This is a genomic window from Methylobacterium amylolyticum (assembly GCF_030700245.1).
In the GTDB taxonomy this organism is placed as follows: domain Bacteria; phylum Pseudomonadota; class Alphaproteobacteria; order Rhizobiales; family Beijerinckiaceae; genus Methylobacterium.
Map to the genome: position 1 here is coordinate 1 of NZ_JAUYZI010000073.1, position 19687 is coordinate 19687.

Genomic DNA, 19687 nt, shown 5'->3' on the forward strand with positions numbered 1-19687 from the left:
CAGCCCGACCACGTCGCCGATCCGGGCGACCGCGCCGTTGAGTTCCTGCACGAGGTGGGCCGTCTGGTCCGCCTCGCCCATCGCGCGCTGGGCCAACGCCGCCGAGCCCTGCACCTGCCGGCCGATCTCCTGCACCGAGGCGCCGAGTTCCTCGGCCGCTACCGGTGGCCCCGAGGGCGTCCGCTCAGGCTGCTGCGACGGCGGGCGTGGCGGGCTGGCGCCCGAGAGTCCGGTAGACCGTCGGCCGTGAGATCCCGAACAGCTCGGCCAGGTCGCTGATCGCGTACTCGCCGGTGTCGTACATCCGGCGCAGCTCCTTCTGCTGCCGGTCGGACAGCTTCGGCTTCTTGCCGCGCAGCTTCCCCTTGGCACGCGCCACCGCCATGCCCTCGCGCGTGCGCAGCCGGATCAGGTCCGCCTCGAACTCCGCGAAGGTGGCCAGGATGTTGAAGAACAGCTTGCCCATCGGGTCGGCCGGGTCGTGCACGCTGGCGCCGAGCTGGAGCTTCACCCCCCGGGCGGCGAGCGCGTCGCCGATCGCGCGCGCGTCCGGCACGGAGCGGGCGAGCCGGTCGAGCTTGGGCACCACCAGGGTGTCGCCGCCCCGCACCGCCGCCAGCGCCTGGTCGAGGCCGGGGCGGGCTCGGTTCGTCCCGGTGAAGCCCTTGTCGGTGTAGATGCGCTCGGGCTCCACCCCGAGCTGGAGCAGGGCGTGGCGCTGTGCGGCGAGGTCCTGCTTCTCGGTCGAGCAGCGGGCGTAGCCGATCAGCACGTGCGTCATGGGCCGGACTGTAACGTATGAGGCCCGGTCACTGCAATTCTTATCGTACCAATCGAGTGAGACGCGGGCTGCCTCGGCAGATCGCGGGTTTGCGGGCGGGTCGGCCGGTGTCCGCTGAACGATCCCCTTCCGGACGCAGCGTGAACGATCAAGTAGGGTGGTTTGCAGGCCGTCAGCTTTCCGGCAAAAGCCGTTCGATATCGGACCATTGAGGACGATTGAACGTGGGCGATTGGGATGACATCCACCTGTTGCCGGGGGAGCCGGCCGATCTGCCTTTGATCTTCCAACTCGAACATGCCTACATCACGGACTACGAGCCACAGAACATTCGGGCTTGGCAATCGGCGATGAATCGCCACCTCGAACAATGGGTGCGTTGCCTGCCCTATACGGTTGTTGGCGCTGTGGGTGGTGAGAAAGTCGGCTATATGTTCTGGGAGAAGGCGTCCCTGACTGCGACCCTGGCCTCTATCCACGTCAAATCCGATTACCGCCGACGCGCGATTGGGCGTTTGCTGCTGGCAAGTTTCGAAGAAAATGCAGCTCGACTCGGGTGCGAGATTGCTGAACTGCATGTGTTCGAAGGTAATCCCGCCATACGCTTCTACGAAGCGGCAGGTTACGCCATCATCGGAAATGTTGGCTCCTACTTGACCCTGTCAAAAGATTTGGATGTCCGACTCAATCCTTCGTGAGTTTGCCGCTGGTTGGCACCATCTATCTCGCTGGCGTTCCCAATCAGTAGCTGCTGCAAATTGGGGGTTTGTCGTGGAAGGCGGATCGATGACTGCTCTTAAGTATCACGAAACGCACCGCTATTGACTGAGTTGGGTCGTAACCGGAAGCGTCCGGTGTACCACCCCCTTCCGGACGCACCGGGAACGGCTACTCCGGGTGGGGAGCAGTAGATGGCTCGTCGCCCAGAAGCGGACCCGATCTACCTGCCGAGCATTCGCATAAGCGGGAGGTTACGGCACGCTCGGAGCGACATCGACGCGCGTCGGACCGGCGTGACGCAAGGTGCAACGTCCTCTAGTCAAGCATGGAAGCACCGGCTCAATAGCAGCTCCGTCCGCCCCGCCTTGCCCGAACCAATGGACACCGATCTCACGTCACTTACCCGTGCGGAACTGGAGGCTGAGGTGCTCCGCCTGCGAGCCCGTTGCGCCAAAGGCCCCGGGCAAGGAGAGATCGAGGGCGGCGGCCTTCGCAGTGAAGCGCCGCCCGGCCGCTCCACCCCGGCCGGGGCCGACGTGTTGTTCTCGGCGGTCGAGAAGACCGGCCTGCCGATGATCGTCACCGACCCCAACCGGCCCAACGATCCCATCGTCTTCGCCAACCGCGCCTTCCTGGAGCTGACCGGCTACGCCGCCGACGAGGTGATGGGGCGCAACTGCCGCTTCCTCCAGGGGCCCGACACCGAACCCAACCGCCTCGCCGAGCTGCGCGCCGCGCTGGCCGAGGACCGCGATATCGCCCTGGAGATCACCAACCACCGCCGCGACGGCACGCCCTTCGTCAACCACCTATTCGTCGGGCCCGTCTACGGCGCGGACGGGCGGCTACTCTACCGCTTCGGCAGCCAACTCGATGTCACCGAGGTCCACCGCAACCGCGCGCGCCTAGTCGAGAGCGAGGAGCGCCAGCGCGCGATCCTGGACAGCGCCATCGAGATGGCGATCATCGCCACGGACACCGAGGGCCGCATCACCGACTGGAACGTCGGGGCCGAGCGCATCCTGGGCTGGTCGGCCGAGGAGATGCGGGGGCGGACCGTGGAGCGGATCTTTACCCCCGAGGATCGCGCGGCGGGGCGGGCCGAGGCCGAGATGCGTCGGGCCCTGGCGGACGGCAGCGCCGAGGACGAGCGCTGGCACCTTCGCAAGGATGGGCGGCGGTTCTACGCGGCCGGCGACATGACGCCTCTACGTGGGGTGGGCGGGGAGCATCGCGGCTTCGTCAAGGCGATGAGCGACCGCACCCCGCAGCGCGAGGCCGCGGCCAAGCAGCAGGCCGACGCCGAGTTCATGCGCGGCGTGCTGGCCTCCTCGGCCGACTGCATCAAGGTGCTCGACCTCGACGGCGACCTGACCTTCATGAGCGAGGGCGGCATGCGGGTGATGGAGGTCAGCGACTTCAACCACATCCGCGGCTGCCCGTGGCTGAACTTCTGGCAAGGCCAAGGGCACGCCGACGCCGTCGTGGCGCTGGATGCGGCCAAGGCCGGGGGCGTCGGACACTTCCAGGGGGCGGCCGACACCTACCTCGGCACGCCGAAGTGGTGGGACGTGCAGGTCACGCCGATCCTGGGCGCGGACGAGCGCCCGGAGAAGATCCTGTCGGTGTCCCGCGACATCACCGAACAGAAGTCCGTCGAGGGCCGGCTCGCGGCCAGCGAGGAGCGCTGGCGCGGCTTGTTCACCGGGATGCAGGAGGGCTTCCTCAGCGCCGAACTGGTCCGGGATGCGGACGGCCGAGCGGTGGACTTCCGGTTCTTGGAGGTGAACCCGGCCTTCGCCGGGCTGACCGGGCTGCCCGCCGACAGCGCCGGGCGCACGATGCGCGACCTCGTGCCGGACATCCCGCAGTGGCTGATCGACACCTACGCCCGCGTGATCGAGACCGGCGCGCCCGAGAACTTCGAGATCCACGTCCCAGAGCTGCATCGCACGTTCGAGGTGCGGGCCAGCAGGCAGGACGAGCGGCGGTTCGCGGCGCTGTTCCTAGAGATCTCAGACCGCAAGCGGACCGAGGCCCGCCGCGCGGCGACGGCCGAGCTGGGCGACCGCCTGCGCGACGTGGACGACAGGAGGGAAATTACCCGGATCGCCGCCGAGATCATGGGGCGCACCCTCGGGCTGAGCCATGCGGGCTACGGCCAGGTCGATCTCTCCGCGGAGACGATCCTGGTGGAGCAGGAGTGGACCGCGCCGGGCCTGACCGACATCGCCGGTCTGCATCGTTTCCGCGACTACGGCTCGTACATCGAGGACCTCAAAGCGGGGCGCAACGTCGTCATCGGGGACACCGCCGGCGACCCCCGGACGGCCGAGGACGCCGACGCCCTGGCCGCGATCAGCGCGCGCGGGCTGCTCAATTTGCCGGTGCTGGAGCACGGCCGGCTCGTGGCCCTGTTCTACGGCTTGAGGGCTGAGCCGGGTGCGTGGGCGCCGGAGGACATCGCATTCGTTCGCAACGTCGTCGATCGCACCCGGTCAGCCGTCGCGCGGGTCGAGGCGGAGGCACGACGGGACTTGCTCAACCACGAGCTCAGCCACCGGATGAAGAACCTGCTGGCGATGGTGCAGTCCATCGCCGCGCAGACCATGCGGGCGGCCAGCGCGGTCGAGGAGGCGCGCGACGTGCTGGGCGGGCGGCTGATCGCGCTGGGCAAGGCGCACGACCTGTTGATGGGCGGGGCGCTGGCGGGCACGCGGATCCGGGACGTGGTCCGGGAAGCGCTCGCGGTGCACGGCGCCGGGGGCGACCGGATCCAGGTGTCCGGGCCGGACGAGGGGATCGGGGCCGACCAGGCGCTGTCTCTGTCGCTGATGCTGCACGAGTTGGCGACCAACGCGGCCAAGTACGGGGCGCTGTCGAACGGGGACGGCCGCGTCGAGGTCGATTGGGAGCGGCTGGCGGACGGCGGCGAGCCGCTGTTGCGGCTGCGCTGGCGGGAGCGGGGCGGGCCGCTAGTGGCGCCACCGACGCGTAAGGGGTTCGGCTCGCGGTTCATCCAGCGCGCGCTGGCCACGCAGGTGGGCGGGGAACTCTCGCTGGACTACCCGCCCGAGGGCGTGGTCTGCACGCTGACCGCGCCGCTCGCCGCGTTCGGGGCCACGCGCGAGACGACCGCGGCGCCACGAGGGTGAAACGAAGCCCGATCCCGCCTGTTCACTCCCCATGAGTACCCCGTCCCCCCGGCATCGCGCCCTGGCCGTCGTCGCGGAGGATGAGCCGCTGATGCGCTTCGAGACGAGCGATTTCCTAGCCGACGAGGGCTACGAGGTGGCGGAGGCGCACGACGCGGCGAGTGCGCTGGCGGCGGTCGAGCGTCTCGGCGGGGTGGACCTGCTGTTCACCGACGTGCGCATGCCGGGGGAGCGGGACGGGGCCGACCTTGCCCGCGAAGTAGCCCGGCGCTGGCCGGGCACGCGCATCATCGTGTGCTCGGCCCTGCCGCGACCCGACGCGTTGCCGGGGGGGGCCCACTTCTTCGACAAGCCGTTCCTGGCAGCGGCGGTTCGCAAGGCGCTGGGCTGAGCACGTCCGCCGGGCCGGCAACCGCCCGGGCGTTCTGCCAGCAATGATAGCCAGCTGACATCGAGCCCCTGCCATACCGTCGAGTGGGAGGTGTGGCGAATGGAGCGAGATGGCTCGCCACTCGCATGAGCGCGGCTATGGAACCCTATTCACGCCGCGGCCGTGTGCCCGACTGGCCGCAAGGATCGCTCGGGTTCGGTCGAGGTTCTCGCGCAGCAGCGCCCGCTCCCGGCGCAGGCTCTCCACCAGATCCTGCGCCCGCTCGCTGTGGCAACTCGCCACTGGCCGCCCGCGTCCCGCCCCCGATCCTCCGCGGATCCGCTCGCGGAACGGAACCTCAAGCAGACGCCGCTCCGCCTCGTCGACGATCACGAAGGCGCAGCCCAGCGGATCGCGGCCCACCTTCAACAGCTCCCGCGCCAGCGCCGGGATCGTCGCGTAGGCTTGCAGATAGGCGGCGTCGAGGTCGGCGAACGCCAGTCCGTCCTCATCGCGCTCCAGCCCGTCGGGCGTCAGCAGATGGAAATGGAACCGCGGCATCGTGTCGAGGGCTGCACGTCGTGCCATATGACGGTAGGGGGCCGGTGTCGCCCGTCCAGATGGGCGGCTAGCGACAGGCTCGCAACAGCGCCCACGCACGCCGCGCAGCCTCGCGTCCCTCCGCAACCCCAACGGTCATCGCGACGACCTCGGCGCGCATCGCCGCCACGAGCTGCCGTCCACGCTGGAGATCCCCGACGAGATCGGGCACCTCGGGCCTCGGCTCCGGCCGCACCGGGGCCCGCCCGTCGCGCAGTCGCTCGGCGAACGGCACCTCCATCAGCTCCGCCTCCGCCGCGTCGGCGATGACGAAGGCGAACGGCAGCGGGTTCACGCCCTGGCGCACGTAGTCCGCCGCCATCTCCTGGATGGTGACGCACACGTCGAGGTAGGCCGCCTCCAGGCTCTCGAACTCGACCCCGAGATCGTCCCGGTCGAGGCCGTCCGGCGTGCGCAGGTGGAACAGGAACAGCGGCATCGCGAGTGAGGCACCGAGCCTGGGTTATGCCGCCACAGCGCAGACATAACCTAAGTTAGCGTCAGACGACCCCGATCTTGATGTGAATCAAGCCCGGCCGCCCATACATGGGTTGGGTGCGGGGAGGAGCACCGGCGATGACGAACCCGCTGGTCACCAAGCTGAAGCTGTTCGCCCGCCTGTCGGGCAGTGACAAGGCCGCCCTCGCCGCGCTGACCGACGCGCATGTCCGGCGCTACCGACCGGGCGTGGACATCGTCCGCGAAGGTGACGTGTCCCGGGTCGTGCACGTCCTGCTGTCGGGCTGGGCCGGCCGCTACAAGCACCTGAACGACGGCCGCCGCCAGACTCTGGCCGTGCTGCTTCCCGGCGACTTCTGCGACCACGGCGTCCTCGTCGGGTGCCCCATGGATCACTCGGTGGGCGCGTTCAGAGAGGTGACGGTGGCCGAGGTCGAGCCCGCGGCGTTCGAGGGGTTGATCGGCGCTCGTCCGCACCTCGTCCGCGCCTTCAGGTGGGAGGCGCTGTCCGCCGCGGCGATGCAGCGCGAGTGGGCGCTGAGCCTCGGTCGCCGCAGCGCGATTGAGCGGCTGGCGCACGTCTTCTGCGAGCTGGCCTGCCGCCTGCGCGTGCTCGGGTCGGCGACCACTGCGGACGGCGCGCTGCCGCTGCCGCTGACGCAGGAGGAGTTGGCCGACGTGATCGGCATGACGAGCGTGCACATCAACCGCACGCTGAAGCAGTTGCACGCCGATGGCCTGATCGCGCTGCGGGATCGGCGGCTGTCGATCCTCGACGAGGACGGTCTGCGACGGGTGGCGCAGTTCGACCCGAGTTATCTGCACCTCGGCGGCGAAGCGGCGCGGCTCGACGCGCGCATGGGCTGAACGCGCGGCGGATCCGGCTGCACGACCATCACAGGATCTGCGGGCGGGTCGGATCGGGGGACAGGTGAGACGGGTGCCCTATCCAGGCTCCCGAAGCCCGGATCGAGGGGGCAGTCGGTCAGCATTCGCCGCGCCGCTTCGATCGCGGCGTTGCTGCTGGCGAGGCAGGTCGCGCTCGCCGTCAGCGCCCGCTTGGACTGAGCGAGCGCCGCTCGGGATCGTGCCACGGCCTGGACGGTCGCGTCGTGGAGCGCGTCGAAGTCTGCGGGCATCGATGATGCCTCCGGTTCAGGCGAGCCCGGCGTCGATCTGCTCGATCGTGGCGACGATGAGCTGGCGGTGCTCACGGAGGACGGTGAGCGTCTGCTGCATCGTGCGCAACAGGCGTTCCGCATCGGTGCCGACGGGGTTGTCCGCACCCAGGTATGCGATCCGTAGACGCTGCTCGGCGATCAGCCGCTCGGCGGTACCGATGTGGTGGTCCGCGGCGTTCAGGCGCTGCACCTCCGCGCGCCGATCCATGCCCATCCCGTCCCCCCTGCGGATGCGCCGCGTCCGCGCGGATGGCGCGGTGGGAACGACCGCGCCGGCGGATCGGGACGGCGCGGCCGGCCCGTGACGTCGATTTCTAGGGTATGCCGGGCGTCATGCATAATCGCGACCTCATCGTCATCGGCGGATCGGCGGGCGCCATCGCACCGCTGCGGGCGATCCTCGCCGACCTGCCCGCCGACCTGCCGGCGGTGGTTCTCGTCGTCCTGCACATCCCGGCGCGCGGGCCCGCCCTCGTGCGCTCGCTGGCGAACGCCGGGCCTCTGGCGGTGCATCAGGCCGAGGACGGCCTGCGCTTGGAGCGGGGCCACGTCTACGTCGCCGTGCCCGACCACCATCTCATCGTCTTCGACGGCCACATCACCCTGGGCCGCGGTCCGCGCGAGAACATGACCCGCCCCGCCATCGACCCGCTGTTCCGCTCGGCCGCCCTGCACCACGGCCCGCGCGTGGTCGGGGTGGTCCTCAGCGGCCTGCTCTCGGACGGCGCCGCGGGGCTGGACGCGATCGAGCGCTGCGGTGGCGTCGCCCTGGTGCAGGATCCGGCCGAGGCCGAATTTCCCGAGATGCCGACGCGCGCCCGCCAAGCCACGACCGCCGGCCTGTCCCTGCCAGCCGCAGCGATCGCCGGGACCTTGTCCGATCTGGTCCGGCAGCCGGCGGGGCCGCGCCTGACGGTGCCCGAGGAGTTGGCCTTCGAGGTAGAGGTTGCCGCCGGCGGCCAAGCCGGCACGGCGCTGCTGACCCGGTTCGCCGATCCCGTAGCCTTGAGCTGCCCGGATTGTGGGGGCGTGCTGTCGAAGGTCCGGGGTGGGCGGCCGCTGCGCTTTCGCTGCCAGGTCGGGCACGCCTACGGGGCGGACGCGCTCGCCCACGAGCAGGAGGACCGGGTGGACGAGGCGATGCGGGTGGCGCTGCGGATCATCGAGGAGCGGGCGGAACTGGTGTCGCGCATGGCCACGGACGAGCGCCGGTGCGGACGGGCTGCGCTGGCGGAGCTGCACGAGGCGCGGGCGCGGGAGTACCGCGAGCGGGCCAACACGATCCGGGAGGCGGTTCTCGGTGCGCTGGAGGGCATAAAAAGTACCGAGCCTGCGGCCGGGTGATCACGGGATGTGAGCGGTAGAAGGCGCACCTCGTGATGATGCTATGTTTCAGTAAGGTATACCCGGGCGAGGCGGCGCCGTGAGACGCTTCTGACGTCTCGAATGGGTCTCGATCAGAGTTTCGAGGCACCCAGTGCCGAGGGTCTGGACCCATCCGAACCAGCCACAAGCGGACCTTCCGATGGTCCGAGACGGGTCGAAACCGGAAGCGTCCGTTCGACCACCGTCATTCGGACAGATAGAGCGGCCGCGGATCATCAGCTTCCATCCCGACATGGCTTAGCGCCGGCCATGCCAACCGGTACTCGCAGGTTCGGCATGGATCGCCAGCAACAGGTCCTTAACCGCAGCCCCACACCATCGCACAATCCAAACGCGAAACCGCCATGCCGAACCGCAACCCTATCGTTCGTCGAACCATCCGCGCCGAGACCACGGCGGTGGAAACCCTGATCATGGCCGAGCGGATGCGCGCGCTCGGCGCGTGGAGCGCCTATTTCACGCTGATCGCTGCCGTCAGTGCTCAGCGTGAGCGTGCCGCACGCACCGGGAAGCAGATCGCGGCCGATTGGGCGGCCGTCTGAGCCACACTGCAAGGCGGGACCATGCCCATGCTCGGTGGCACTCGCCCTGGGGCCGCGATGTAGCTGCGGATGGCTTCGGTGATGAAGACCAGTCTGCCGGCTGTCGGCAGCGCTCGTCCACCGTCCGGCTCCCGGGGCGGGTCATTGTCCGTGAACCCGGCAGCAGGCCATATCCGTGACCGGCGCTTGGCCTCATACGCTTTTCTCGTGCTACCGTTTGCGCGGCGCCCGTCTCAACAGCGACGCCACTTCTCTCAGTCTCGCGGCAACACCTGCGACCTGGAGCGAGGCCCATCCGGCAGTCTGCCGCGACGGGCCTTTCCGGCGCTGTTTGCAGTCTTGGAACCCTCCGTGATTCAGTCTGATCAGCCACCTCGGCAAGACCATCTACAGATCAGGTTACGTTGATCTTGATCGATGATCTCGCACTGCGACGGTTGCTGAGCGGGATCGCGCGTGGCGACGAGGACATGTTCGCCGAACTCTACGACCTCACCAGCCCGAAACTCTTCGGCCTGATCCTGCGTATCCAGCGCGACCGTGCGTTGGCGGAGGACGTGCTTCAGGACGCGTACCTGCGGATCTGGCAGTCGGCCGGGTCCTACGCACCGGACGCGGGACGCCCGATGCCATGGCTCGGGACGATCGCCCGCAACCGCGCGATCGACAGCGTGCGCAAGGCCGAGGTGCGAAGAGCGGTTGGGGATGTCGGCGAGGACTGGGAGGCTCGGTTGATCGATCCGCGCGACGATGCGGCGACGTTCCGGGACCGGGACGCACTCGCCGTCTGTCTCGGACGGCTCGACGCGGCCCACCGCGATTGCGTGGTACGCGCCTACTGCGAGGGCTTATCGCGCGAGGAGCTCGCCCGCCTGCACGATCGGCCCGTCAACACGATCAAGACTTGGCTGCACCGCTCGATCGCAGCCCTGAAGGCCTGCCTGGAGGAGGTGTCGTGAGCGCCGACATCGGGTGGTCCGAGGCGGACCTGCGTGCGGCCGAGTACGTGCTCGGCACCCTCGACGCCGAGGAACGGGCGGCTGTGGTACGCGAAGTCGCCGCAGACCCGATGGCTCTCGCTCGGCTGCGTGACTGGGAGCGGCGGTTCGCCCCACTGATGGATGCCGTGCCTGTCGTGCCGCCCCCGCCGGGCCTGCGCGACGCGATCCTCCGGGCCGTTCGGGTAGATCCGCTTCGAGCTCAGGGAGAGATTGCCGCCCTTCGCATCAGATTGCGGCGCTGGCAGCGCGTCGCGTCGGGTGCCGGTCTGCTCGCCGCGGGGCTCGCCCTGTTCGTCACGGTCGGACCCCTCTGGCGAGCGCGAGAGGGAGGAGCCCGCTACCTCGCGGTGGTCCAGGGCGGAGGAGCCGTCCCCGCACTCATCGTGCAGGTCGATCTGGCGGCTGGCACGGCGCAGGTCCGCCCGATCAGTGCCGAGGCTCCCGCCGGACGAAGCTTAGAGATGTGGTACGTCGGTGCCGCGGGACCGAAGCCGCTGGGCCTCGTGGGTGCTGTCCCAAGCCGCATCTCGCTGCCGCCGGATACGAGATCCGATGGCACGATCGCGGTGTCCGTCGAGCCGCCCGGTGGCTCCCCGAGTGGGCAGCCGACCGGTCCGGTGATCTACACCGGCAAACTGATCGCCGAGTAGCGCCCGCGGGCTGCGGACGCCACTCGCGCGCTCAGGGCATCAGCACGCCGTTGACGACGTGGATCACACCGTTCGACTGCATCACGTTCGGGATGGTCACCGCGACCGTGTTGCCCTTCACGTCGGTGACGTAGACCTTCTTGCCTTTCGTCTCGACCGCCAGCGGCTCGCCCTGGACGGTTGTGAGTTGGCCCTGGCCGCCGCCCTTCTTGGCCAGCGCCATCAGGTCCTTGGCGGTGTAGAGGTCCGGGACGACGTGGTAGGTAAGGATCTTGGTCAGCGTCGGCTTGTTCTGCGGCTGCACGAGGCTCTCCACCGTGCCCGGCGGCAGCTTGGCGAAGGCGGCGTTGGTGGGGGCGAACACCGTGAACGGGCCCGGACCGCTCAGCGTGTCGACGAGGCCGGCCGCCTTCACGGCGGCGACCAGCGTGGTGTGATCCTTCGAGTTGACCGCGTTCTCGACGATCGTCTTGTTGGCGTACATCGGCGCGCCGCCGACCATTGGGTTCTTGGCCTGCGCACCACCGGCCGCTCCAAGAGCGAGGGCCAGGGCGACAATCTGGACGGCGCGTCGGCCGCTGAACTTTCCAGGCATTCTGGTGATCCTCCCGATGCCCCCGGAACTGGGGGTACGCCATCGGTACGGGCGATCATCTCGGGAAGTTTCAGGCGGTAGATCTCCAAAGTTCTCCGATATGGCGTGCGAGCCGCCGTACCTGAAACTTCTGTGGCCCGTGGGCCGTATGAAGCTGCCGAAGCCCGGATTGGGCTCGGCGTGGGGCAAGCTCCCCAGCGCCTCGCCAGTCCTGTGCGCCCTCCTCGGGGTGACAAATTCCTCAATATTTCAAGAAACTTAGCGAGGAAATTCCTGCTTCTCCTGAGTGTCCGGACAGCATGTCCGTCCTCTTACGGGAGATCACCATGACGAAGACGCCCCTCACGCTCGCCGCCGTCACGCTGCTCGGTGGCCTGATCCTAGGCGCCGGCCCGGCCTCGGCCGCTCCGTTGTCGATGACCGGCCTCCAGACCGGTCAGTCCGGCGTCAAGCAGGTCGCCATGACCCGCAGCGAGCGGATGATGATGAAGAAGCGCATGATGCGGAAGAAGATGATGAAGCGCCGGATGATGAAGAACAACCGGATGTAAGGTCGTTCGTATCGGAAGGAGGGGCCGCACCGGCTCCTCCTCCACCCGCGGCCATGGCGTGACCTCGCCCTCGGCGGAGAGGCGGCAGGGAGCGAATGTCGGCCGATGCCTCACCGACCGCCGATCCTCGATCTCAACTGGCCGACGACTTGAAGGCACGGCTGGCCCGGCGGTCTCTCAGCACGGGCAGTCTGTGGTCTCGGAGTGACGATGCCGGAAAGAGGAGATCACGACGATCTGAGGATCGCCGTCGAGCCACACCGAGGCGGGTTCCGGTGGGTGCTGCTGTCGAAGGCGGGCGAGGTGATGGAGCGATCAGCCTACATATACGCCACAGAGGTCGGCGCACGGCTGGCGGGCGAGCTTCGCTTGACGAAGCCCGAGCGCTCATGAAGGCGGTGCATACCCGTAAGGCGATGGATTTCCCACCCAAACCTCCATCGTCCTCGTCGTTCAGGACGAGCCGGTTTTGTGCTTCTCGATGGTGGAACAAATCGAGGAAGCGGACCGGGAAGCGCCACGTCCGGCGCCCGGCTTGCGAACGGGCGCGGCATCGGGATGGGCAGCGCGTCTGGTTCTGGACCCGCGTCGCGATCGAACTGGCCGTCCTCGATCGTTAGGAAAGCGGCATGCATGCCGCCGACCGCTGTCGATAGGCTCGACCGCAGCACGCCCTGTTGGAACTTCGTTTGCGGAGCGGCCGCTCCCCCGCGCCTTTCTCGAACCGCACGAATGTGGAGGTCATGGAACGTCGGGTGTCTGATTTTATGGAACCTCGTGTTGCAAGGTTAGGCCGCTCAGCGCGGTAGGGACACACTCGAATACGACACGACTAACCGCCCATCGCCGGTGTGTACTTCATAGGTCACGGCGTTGCCCTGCCGGCCGGCGATCATTGCACCTTCTTGGGCGATGCGCACCGCCTCGATCTCGGAGGCCACCTCGAACGCCGTGGACTGGTCCTTGCCCGGCTCGCCGCGCGCCGGGCGCAGCATGGTCACGAGGAACGCTAAGGTCCCGTTCTTCAAGCCGCAAACCGACGGATCGCCGCGACGATCTTGCGCCGGTCGAATGGCTTGCCCAGCACCACCCCCCGATCGGGGATCTGCGCCGCGTCCCACGTCTGCGAGGAGATCATCAGTAGCTCAATCGGCGGCCAGCGGTCGCGGATAGACAGCGCCAACTGCATGCCGGCGGTTGAGCCGCGCATGTCGAGGTCGGTGAACACCATGCGGATGTCGGGTCGCATCTCCAGCAGACGGATCGCCTCGGCGACGGTGTTCGCCTCGATCGCCTCACACCCGGCATTCTCGACGTAATCGACCAGCGCCATCATCAAGATGGGATCATCTTCAACGACCAGCACGTACGTGGGCCGCGACGGATCAGCTTGCGCCATAATCAGTGTACTTGAACCTGTATGTCCGCCAACGGCGCGCGGAACTCAGCGTGCAAGCCCACGGAGTCGTAACGGAGGCTAGCGGCGCGCGTTCCCACCAGCCCCATGCGGATCAGCTTCGAGCCGAACCCCCCGCGCCCGCTCGGCGCCGTCACCGCCGGCCCGCCGCTCTCGTTCCAGCCGAGCACGAGGTTGGGGACCTTTCCGTCTTCGGTGCGCCATCCGATCCACACCGTGCCGGTCTCGGCCGAGAGTGCACCGTACTTGAGTGCGTTGGTCGCCAGTTCGTGCAGCAGCAGCGACAGCGACAGGGCGGCCTGAGGGGATATGTCCATGTCCGGCCCGTCGAACGCGAAGCGGTCCAGGCCGGCCTGCATACTCAGCACGCCTTCCATCACCGCTCGCAGCTTGGCCGCCGTCCAGCTCTTCTGCATCAGCACGTCGTGGGCGCGCGACAGGGCCAGCACCCGTCGCTCGAACGCCTCCACCGGCTCGCGCTCGGCCACCCCGCGCAAAGTCTGCGTGGCGATCGACTGGACGATGGAGAGGGTGTTCTTCAGGCGGTGGGCCAGCTCCTTGTTGAGCACCCCCTGCAACTCCTCGGCGCGCACCCGCGCCACGCCGACCTCGACCCGGTCGGCCACGTTGCGCAGGAACGCCAGCTCGTCGGCGGTCCACCGCCGCACCTGCACGTCGTGGACGATGAACACCGCCACCGTGCGCCCGCGCTCGCGCACCGGCATGTGCACGAAGGCGTTGATGTCGAGGCCCTGCCAGATCGCGGCGTCACTATGGGTGCGCGGGTCGCTGGCCACATCATCGACCACCAGTGGCTCGCCGCGCCGCAGATGCTCGCGGATGTCGCCGTAATCGTCGTAGCGGTGCCGGCCGGCGACGCTGACTTGGCCGGGCGCGGTCCAGTCCGGCTCGATGTCGATCACCTCCACGTCGCCCTCGACGCGCCCGAACCCGGCACGGGTCGCCCCCAGGGTGCGGCCCACGATCTCGGCGGCGGCGTAGGTCATCTCGGCAGCGGTGCTCAGGTCGCGCAGGCGGTCGCCCAACGCCAGCAGCGCGAGCCGACGGGCGTCCGCCTCGACGCGGGCTGTCACCTCTAGGAAGATCAGCCCGAAGCGTTCACGGTCGATCCGAAACGCCCGGCCCTCGTACCAGCGCCCTAAGGCACCGACTTGGCGGGTGAACGCGTTGACCTCGCCAGTCTCGACCACCTCGGCGAACTCGCTGATCCACGCCTCCTCTATGGTGGGGATCAGCTCACGCACCGTGCGACCGACCGCTTGGGCGGGGTCGAAGCCGACCAGCTCACCCCAAGCCGGATTGACCTCGATGTAGCGCCAGTCGTGGACCTTCCCGGCGGCGTCGCGCACCATCTCGCCGACCACGAAGCCCTCGCTCAGGCGGTCGAACATCCCCCGCCAATAAGCATCCTTGGCGTGCACCTCGGCGCGGGCAGCCGCTTCGGTCAGCCCGGCGGTGGCCGCGCCGGCGAACAGGCCGAGCAAGGCGAGGTCCGCAGTGCTGAACGCGAAAGGGTGGGCGGCTTGCAGCTTGAGCACGCCCAACACTTGGCCGACGCGTGCGATCGGCGCGTGGATCGCCGACCCCAGGCCGATGCGCGCCGCCAGCTCGGTATCAACGCGCGGGTCGGTGCGGGCGTCGAGGAGCAGGATCGGCGCGTTGGTCCGCGCGCACGCCCCCGAGGTGCTGCCGTTGAGCTGCGCGCGCGCACCCTGATGCGCGGCGAGGCTGCCCCCCGCAACGGCATACTCCAAGGCGTCGCCGTCGATCAGCTCGACCACGCCGCCCTCGGCTGCCGGCACCGCCCGCATGGCCCCGGCCACCACGGCGTGCATGATCGCGTCCAGGTCGCCCTGTGCGGCGGCGATATCCGCCTGCGTGTCGCGCAGCGCCTCGCGCGCCCGGTAGGCTTCGCCTTCGGCGGTCCGCAAGGTGTCCCGCGAGGTCACGGCACGGCGCAGCTCAAGCTGGCTCATCACCTGCTCTGCTAGCAAGCGCAGGCCGGTCTGCTGCGCCGGGGTCAGGCCCTCCGGACGAGGCTCCCGGTCGATGACGCACAAGCTGCCGAGCACGAGTCCACTTTCGGTCCGCAGCGGCGCGCCCGCATAGAACCGAATGAAGGGCTCACCCGTAACCAAAGGATTGCCTGCGGTGCGCGGGTCTCGGGTGAGGTCCGGGACGATCAGGACGGCGTCGGGCTGGGCGAGCGCGTGGGCGCAGACCGAGCTGTTGAGGTCGGTTTCGCTCGGGGCGAAGCCGACCCGCGCCTTGAACCATTGCCGGTCCTCGGTGACCAAGCTGACGAGCGCCACCGGCACATCGCAGAGCTGGCAGGCGAGCTGCACAATGCCGTCGAACCCCGGCTCGGCCGGGGTATCGAGGATCACGTAGCCGTCCAGCGCGCCGAGGCGCGCGGGGTCGTGGACGGCGGGTGGAACAGGATACGGCATCGCCCACGGGACCAACGTATGACCTGGCTTAGCCCGACAGGCCGTCATTAGCCACTGAGGCGATTAGTCGATGAAGGTTGCTCATCCGACGGGGTAGCCGCGCGGACACGGTTCGGGTTCGCGTGTGTGGCAGCGCCGATCCTGATTTATGGAGCGGCGGGGCGGCCTGACCTATGTGGTGGCGGCAGCGTCTGCCTCGTATAAAACTGCACAATCGTTGGATTGCACAGCCTGGGCGCCCTACGACCGAGAGTTTTCACGCTCCCGCCCGACAGAGGGGGAGTACCGCGTGCCACGCTACTTCGTGACGACGTCCGACGGGGTTATGGTCCAGGATGGGGAAGGGACCGAACTACCGGACCTGGATGCGCTGGAGAAACTGCTGCGCCAGACCCTTGCCGCCATCATGAGCGACGAGGGCAAGCCCGGCAGCCGGAACGAGTTCCGGGCCGATGCCGCCGATGAACGGGGCGAGCGGGTGATGACGGCACGGATGAGCCTGTCCGTCTCAAGGCTGTAGGCCCGTCCATGGCGGGCGGCGGGGCTGGCGGGAAGAGCCGGCTGGCGCCTACCGCACGATGCGCACCGCCGGCTCCAGCACATAGGGCGAGCCAGGTAAGTGTAGGCCGTCCTCCTCGCGGCGCACGCTGATCTCATAGGCCCGCCGCGGCGAGAGCAGCCGAGCCGGCAGGTCGAGCGCGAAGGCATGCCGCCCGTCGCCGACGCCTTCCACCACCAGGTCGTCGCTGTAGCGATCGGCTCGGCATCGCCCCAGCACCCGCCGCTCGATCGCCACGAGCACCGTCACCGCATCGTCCGGCGCCTCCGTCTCCCACGCCCAGCCGACGACGCGCCGGTGCGTCAGCGTGCCGACGTGCCCGAGCAGCGCCACCGGCCGCTCACGCCGCTAGCAACAACTGGTGATACGTCGTTCGCGGTCATGAAGATCTCCTGCACGAGAGCGGATTTGCTGGAGCAGGGGCGATACCACGCGCGAGACCCGGTCGGGTCGAATTCCCGCCCCGGGGAGCGGCCCCTGTCCGAGCGGCGAGTGCATTCTTCACGCGCCCGCCCTCGTCCACCAGCATGCGAAAGCTCGGGCGTCGGACCCCAGAGCAGGATGGCCCTATGGGCACCGCTTCGCGCGGAGGATCGTCGCGGAAGCGGGACATATCCCTGTCGCCGTGGCTGAACGTTAAGGTGTATGGGCGTGTCACCCTTGTTCCCAGATGTGGAACTGGGTATAAGACGCCCATGCAGGTCATCGCCAAGCGCAGACTCCAGGAGTTTTGGGAGCGCCACCCGCGCTCGGAGCCTGCATTGCGCGAGTGGTACGCGCGCGCATCCAAGGCGCAGTGGACGGGCCCTGAGGACGTAAAAACGACTTTCGGGAAGGGGGTCGATTTCGTCGGTGACAACCGCGTGATCTTCGACATCCGGCGCAACGAGTTCCGGCTGATCGTCCACGTTGCCTACGCACATCGCCGCGTGCTCATCAAGTTCATCGGAACACACGCCGAATACGATCGCATCGACACGGAGACCGTTTCGCTCTGACGCCTACGAACACCACCAGGACAGGGGATACAGGCATGGACATTCGCCCGATCCGCGACGAGGCCGACTATCAGTGGGCGCTAAAGGAGATCGAGCCTTACTTCACCGACGAGCCCGCCCTCGGCAGCCCCGAGAGCGACCGCTTCGACGTGCTCGCCATCCTCATCGAAGCCTATGAGAACCGGCACCACCCCCTCGGACCATCCGACCCGGTGCGTATCCTGCACTATGCGATCGAAGATCTCGGTCGCAGCCAAACCGAACTGGCAGACCTTCTCGGATCCCGCTCGCGCGCCTCGGAGATCCTGAACCGGAAGCGATGCCTTACCCTGGAGCAGGCCCACCGCATCAGCACCGCGTGGCATCTGCCGCTGGAGTTACTCGCCGTACCGTACCGGCTGGAGGGGGCGGCCGCCTGACCGTCGAGAGCGCCCTCACCGACAGCCCTGATGATATCGGACGACCGGCTCCACGCCTTTCCACGCCCAACCGCCTTCGAACCGCCGGGGTGGGCTATGCCTCTGCCACCTTTCGGCCGAGGCCGAGGCTCCTGGCCAGCGCCGAACGCGCCTCCGAGTAGCCCGGCGCGACGATCGGATAGTCGTCCGGCAGGCCGTAGCGCGCGCGGTAGCCCTCGACCGTCAGTCCATGGGTGCCGAGGTGGCGCTTGAGGGTCTTGTAGGGCTTGCCGTCGATGAAGCTGATCAGCGCCGCGTGGGTGATCGATTTGCGGATCTGCGCGGACGTCGCCTTCTCAGCCGCAGCTTCAGCAACCGTCGCGCCGCCCTCTGCCAAACCGTTCATGGCCGCGTGGACCCCGGCGATCAGCGCGGGCAGCTCGGCCACCGGCACCGGGTTGTTCGCCACGTAGGCGCACACCAGTTCCGCGGTCAGTTCGATACGCGATACAACTGGTGATACGTCGTTCGCGGTCATGAAGATCTCCTGCACGAGAGCGGATTTGCTGGAGCAGGGGCGATACCACGCGCGAGACCCGGTCGGGTCGAATTCCCGCCCCGGGGAGCGGCCCCTGTCCGATCCGCCTCGGACCTCGCGCGCGGGCCTCCTACACGCACGGCCTCGTCGATCGTTCCGCGTCCATCACGCCGTTCGGCCCCTCGGCCGGATCGGGAGACGCGAGCCCGCACGATGCGCCGGTCCCATCCGGATCCGCGTCGATGGGAGACGTGGCCTCCCGGGAAGCCTCGGCCTCTCGCTCGGCCCGGCGCAGCCTGGCCCGCGCGATGCGGCTTTGGCTGTCGCGCTGCGCGTCGTGGCGATCGGTCTCGCTCACCGGCTCGACCGGCGTGCCGGCGAGGTCATGGCGCATCGAGCCGGGCTGCGCCGCGGCGAAGACGTACAGGAAGCTCCGCGCGTAGTCGTGGATGGCCCGCTTCAGGGCGGTGGCCGGCACCTCGGGCTTGCGGCGGGCCGCGATCTCGGCGCCCAGGCCGAGCCGGAACGGCCGCACCACGTCGCCCTCCGCGGTCGGGAGCACGCCGATCGGCGCGACCAAGAGGTCGTTGACCCGGCGGGCCCGCTCCACGTCGCCGCCCCGGGCCCGGATCGGGCCGCGCGCCCGCGTCCAGGGCCGGAACGGCCGCGCGGGCTCGCTCCGCGGCGGTGCGGCGGTGGGGTCGACCGCGGCCGGCTCGGGGGCGGCCTCCCCTGCGGACGGGGTCGGGCCGGCCGGCGACGGGCGCGGGGCCGGCGGCTCGGGTGAGACGGGCGGCGTTTCGGTCGCGCGGGTGGGCGGCGGCCGCGTCGACGGTGCGGCCGCGGACCTGCGCGCCCTGCCCGGGACCGATCCACGCGGTTGCTCGCTCCGGGTCGCCATCGCGCCTCGCATCGCGTGCGGATCTACCTCTGCCCGGCACGCCCCGCGATCTATCGCGCCACGCGGAGAGCGCCTGTCAATTCACGACACCCACCCGAGGGAGCGGGTCCGGAACCGGCTTCCCGCGCCGCTGCGCCGAGGCGCCCGCTCCTACGGCGTCGGCACCGGCACGACCACCGTGCAGCGCTGCTCCGTGCCGGCCTTCGCCGCCGCCGCCCGGCACCCCGCCAACGCCTCGCGGTTCGCCTGCACCAGCCGGTGCGCCTCGACCAGACCCTGCCAGCCCGGCGCGCTCCCCGCCCGCATCAGCGCCGCCCCCGCATCCCACCGATCCGCACCCAGCACCGTCGCCGCCACGCTCAGGCCCACCCCGTCCGGCAGCCCGCGCGGCAGCACCAGCACCGCCAGAACCCC

The 19687-nt window shown here is 69.0% G+C and carries 24 protein-coding genes and 1 pseudogene; 12 read left to right on the top strand and 13 right to left on the bottom strand.

Annotated elements, in window-relative coordinates; genetic code table 11:
- Positions 1-159: pseudogene (locus tag Q8W71_RS29550) on the bottom strand (methyl-accepting chemotaxis protein); the annotation flags it as partial.
- 25 nt (positions 160-184) lie between these two features.
- Positions 185-781, bottom strand: coding sequence for a recombinase family protein (locus Q8W71_RS29555; RefSeq protein WP_305528967.1), 597 nt, complete (start codon positions 779-781; stop codon positions 185-187).
- Positions 782-1005: 224 nt separating this feature from the next.
- On the opposite strand from Q8W71_RS29555, the gene Q8W71_RS29560 reads away from it, so the two are divergent.
- The 3 genes from Q8W71_RS29560 to Q8W71_RS29570 all read left to right on the top strand — a co-directional run bounded on the left by Q8W71_RS29560 (position 1006) and on the right by Q8W71_RS29570 (position 5047).
- On the top strand, positions 1006-1479 hold the full coding sequence (locus Q8W71_RS29560) for a GNAT family N-acetyltransferase (RefSeq protein ID WP_305528968.1): 474 nt from the start codon (positions 1006-1008) through the stop codon (positions 1477-1479).
- 558 nt (positions 1480-2037) lie between these two features.
- Positions 2038-4656 carry a PAS domain S-box protein gene (locus Q8W71_RS29565; protein ID WP_305528969.1) on the top strand — a complete coding sequence of 873 codons (2619 nt, stop codon included), beginning with the start codon at positions 2038-2040 and terminating at the stop codon, positions 4654-4656.
- 31 nt (positions 4657-4687) lie between these two features.
- Positions 4688-5047 (top strand): response regulator, encoded by a 360-nt coding sequence (locus tag Q8W71_RS29570; RefSeq protein WP_305528970.1) that lies wholly within the window; start codon positions 4688-4690, stop codon positions 5045-5047.
- A 135-nt stretch (positions 5048-5182) separates the two neighbouring features.
- Here Q8W71_RS29570 and Q8W71_RS29575 read toward each other — a convergent pair whose 3' ends face one another.
- A complete protein-coding gene (locus Q8W71_RS29575) occupies positions 5183-5587 on the bottom strand; it encodes a DUF6894 family protein (RefSeq protein WP_305528971.1) in 405 nt (134 codons plus the stop codon).
- 67 nt (positions 5588-5654) lie between these two features.
- Positions 5655-6065, bottom strand: a complete 411-nt coding sequence (locus Q8W71_RS29580; RefSeq protein WP_305528972.1) for a DUF6894 family protein — start codon at positions 6063-6065, stop codon at positions 5655-5657.
- A gap of 137 nt (positions 6066-6202) precedes the next feature.
- On the opposite strand from Q8W71_RS29580, the gene Q8W71_RS29585 reads away from it, so the two are divergent.
- Positions 6203-6952, top strand: coding sequence for a Crp/Fnr family transcriptional regulator (locus Q8W71_RS29585; protein WP_305528973.1), 750 nt, complete (start codon positions 6203-6205; stop codon positions 6950-6952).
- Between the two features lie 288 nt (positions 6953-7240).
- Here Q8W71_RS29585 and Q8W71_RS29590 read toward each other — a convergent pair whose 3' ends face one another.
- A complete protein-coding gene (locus tag Q8W71_RS29590; RefSeq protein ID WP_305528974.1) occupies positions 7241-7474 on the bottom strand; it encodes a hypothetical protein in 234 nt (77 codons plus the stop codon).
- A gap of 125 nt (positions 7475-7599) precedes the next feature.
- Between Q8W71_RS29590 and Q8W71_RS29595 the strand changes: the two genes are divergently transcribed.
- The 4 genes from Q8W71_RS29595 (at position 7600) to Q8W71_RS29610 (ending at position 10845) form a co-directional block, all read left to right on the top strand.
- Positions 7600-8610, top strand: coding sequence for a chemotaxis protein CheB (locus Q8W71_RS29595; protein WP_305528975.1), 1011 nt, complete (start codon positions 7600-7602; stop codon positions 8608-8610).
- A gap of 386 nt (positions 8611-8996) precedes the next feature.
- Complete coding sequence (locus Q8W71_RS29600; RefSeq protein ID WP_305528976.1) at positions 8997-9194, top strand: hypothetical protein; 198 nt, start codon at positions 8997-8999, stop codon at positions 9192-9194.
- A gap of 410 nt (positions 9195-9604) precedes the next feature.
- Complete coding sequence (locus Q8W71_RS29605; RefSeq protein ID WP_305528977.1) at positions 9605-10153, top strand: sigma-70 family RNA polymerase sigma factor; 549 nt, start codon at positions 9605-9607, stop codon at positions 10151-10153.
- The gene (locus Q8W71_RS29610) at positions 10150-10845 is read left to right on the top strand and encodes an anti-sigma factor (protein ID WP_305528978.1); all 696 of its coding nucleotides are present in this window, start codon (positions 10150-10152) and stop codon (positions 10843-10845) included. The genes Q8W71_RS29605 and Q8W71_RS29610 overlap by 4 nt, the downstream gene beginning before the upstream one ends.
- 31 nt (positions 10846-10876) lie before the next feature.
- Here Q8W71_RS29610 and Q8W71_RS29615 read toward each other — a convergent pair whose 3' ends face one another.
- Positions 10877-11440 carry a fasciclin domain-containing protein gene (locus tag Q8W71_RS29615; RefSeq protein WP_305528979.1) on the bottom strand — a complete coding sequence of 188 codons (564 nt, stop codon included), beginning with the start codon at positions 11438-11440 and terminating at the stop codon, positions 10877-10879.
- A gap of 326 nt (positions 11441-11766) precedes the next feature.
- Between Q8W71_RS29615 and Q8W71_RS29620 the strand changes: the two genes are divergently transcribed.
- Entirely contained in the window at positions 11767-11991 is a 225-nt protein-coding gene (locus tag Q8W71_RS29620) for a hypothetical protein (protein ID WP_305528980.1), read from the top strand.
- Between the two features lie 797 nt (positions 11992-12788).
- Here Q8W71_RS29620 and Q8W71_RS29625 read toward each other — a convergent pair.
- The 3 genes from Q8W71_RS29625 to Q8W71_RS29635 are packed head-to-tail and all read right to left on the bottom strand — an operon-like array spanning position 12789 to position 15816.
- Complete coding sequence (locus tag Q8W71_RS29625) at positions 12789-13019, bottom strand: hypothetical protein (protein WP_305528981.1); 231 nt, start codon at positions 13017-13019, stop codon at positions 12789-12791.
- Positions 13016-13390 carry a response regulator gene (locus Q8W71_RS29630; protein WP_305528982.1) on the bottom strand — a complete coding sequence of 125 codons (375 nt, stop codon included), beginning with the start codon at positions 13388-13390 and terminating at the stop codon, positions 13016-13018. The genes Q8W71_RS29625 and Q8W71_RS29630 overlap by 4 nt, the downstream gene beginning before the upstream one ends.
- Positions 13391-13392: 2 nt before the next feature.
- On the bottom strand, positions 13393-15816 hold the full coding sequence (locus Q8W71_RS29635) for a GAF domain-containing protein (RefSeq protein WP_370875578.1): 2424 nt from the start codon (positions 15814-15816) through the stop codon (positions 13393-13395).
- 352 nt (positions 15817-16168) lie between these two features.
- Here Q8W71_RS29635 and Q8W71_RS29640 point away from each other — a divergent pair, with 352 nt between their 5' ends.
- Complete coding sequence (locus Q8W71_RS29640) at positions 16169-16399, top strand: DUF6894 family protein (protein WP_305528984.1); 231 nt, start codon at positions 16169-16171, stop codon at positions 16397-16399.
- A gap of 48 nt (positions 16400-16447) precedes the next feature.
- Here the strand turns inward: Q8W71_RS29640 and Q8W71_RS29645 are convergent, their stop codons facing one another.
- Positions 16448-16771, bottom strand: coding sequence for a hypothetical protein (locus Q8W71_RS29645; RefSeq protein WP_305528985.1), 324 nt, complete (start codon positions 16769-16771; stop codon positions 16448-16450).
- Positions 16772-17133: 362 nt separating this feature from the next.
- On the opposite strand from Q8W71_RS29645, the gene Q8W71_RS29650 reads away from it, so the two are divergent.
- Both Q8W71_RS29650 and Q8W71_RS29655 read left to right on the top strand, forming a co-directional pair.
- Complete coding sequence (locus Q8W71_RS29650; RefSeq protein WP_305528986.1) at positions 17134-17436, top strand: type II toxin-antitoxin system HigB family toxin; 303 nt, start codon at positions 17134-17136, stop codon at positions 17434-17436.
- Between the two features lie 35 nt (positions 17437-17471).
- Complete coding sequence (locus tag Q8W71_RS29655; RefSeq protein WP_305528987.1) at positions 17472-17855, top strand: helix-turn-helix domain-containing protein; 384 nt, start codon at positions 17472-17474, stop codon at positions 17853-17855.
- Between the two features lie 94 nt (positions 17856-17949).
- Here the strand turns inward: Q8W71_RS29655 and Q8W71_RS29660 are convergent, their stop codons facing one another.
- From Q8W71_RS29660 to Q8W71_RS29670, 3 genes are all read right to left on the bottom strand, one after another.
- A complete protein-coding gene (locus Q8W71_RS29660; RefSeq protein WP_305528988.1) occupies positions 17950-18372 on the bottom strand; it encodes a Ros/MucR family transcriptional regulator in 423 nt (140 codons plus the stop codon).
- 130 nt (positions 18373-18502) lie between these two features.
- On the bottom strand, positions 18503-18982 hold the full coding sequence (locus Q8W71_RS29665; protein ID WP_305528365.1) for a ProQ/FINO family protein: 480 nt from the start codon (positions 18980-18982) through the stop codon (positions 18503-18505).
- Between the two features lie 441 nt (positions 18983-19423).
- Positions 19424-19687, bottom strand: a 264-nt coding sequence (locus Q8W71_RS29670) for a DUF6118 family protein (RefSeq protein ID WP_305528989.1), incomplete at its 5' end; no start/stop codon positions are given.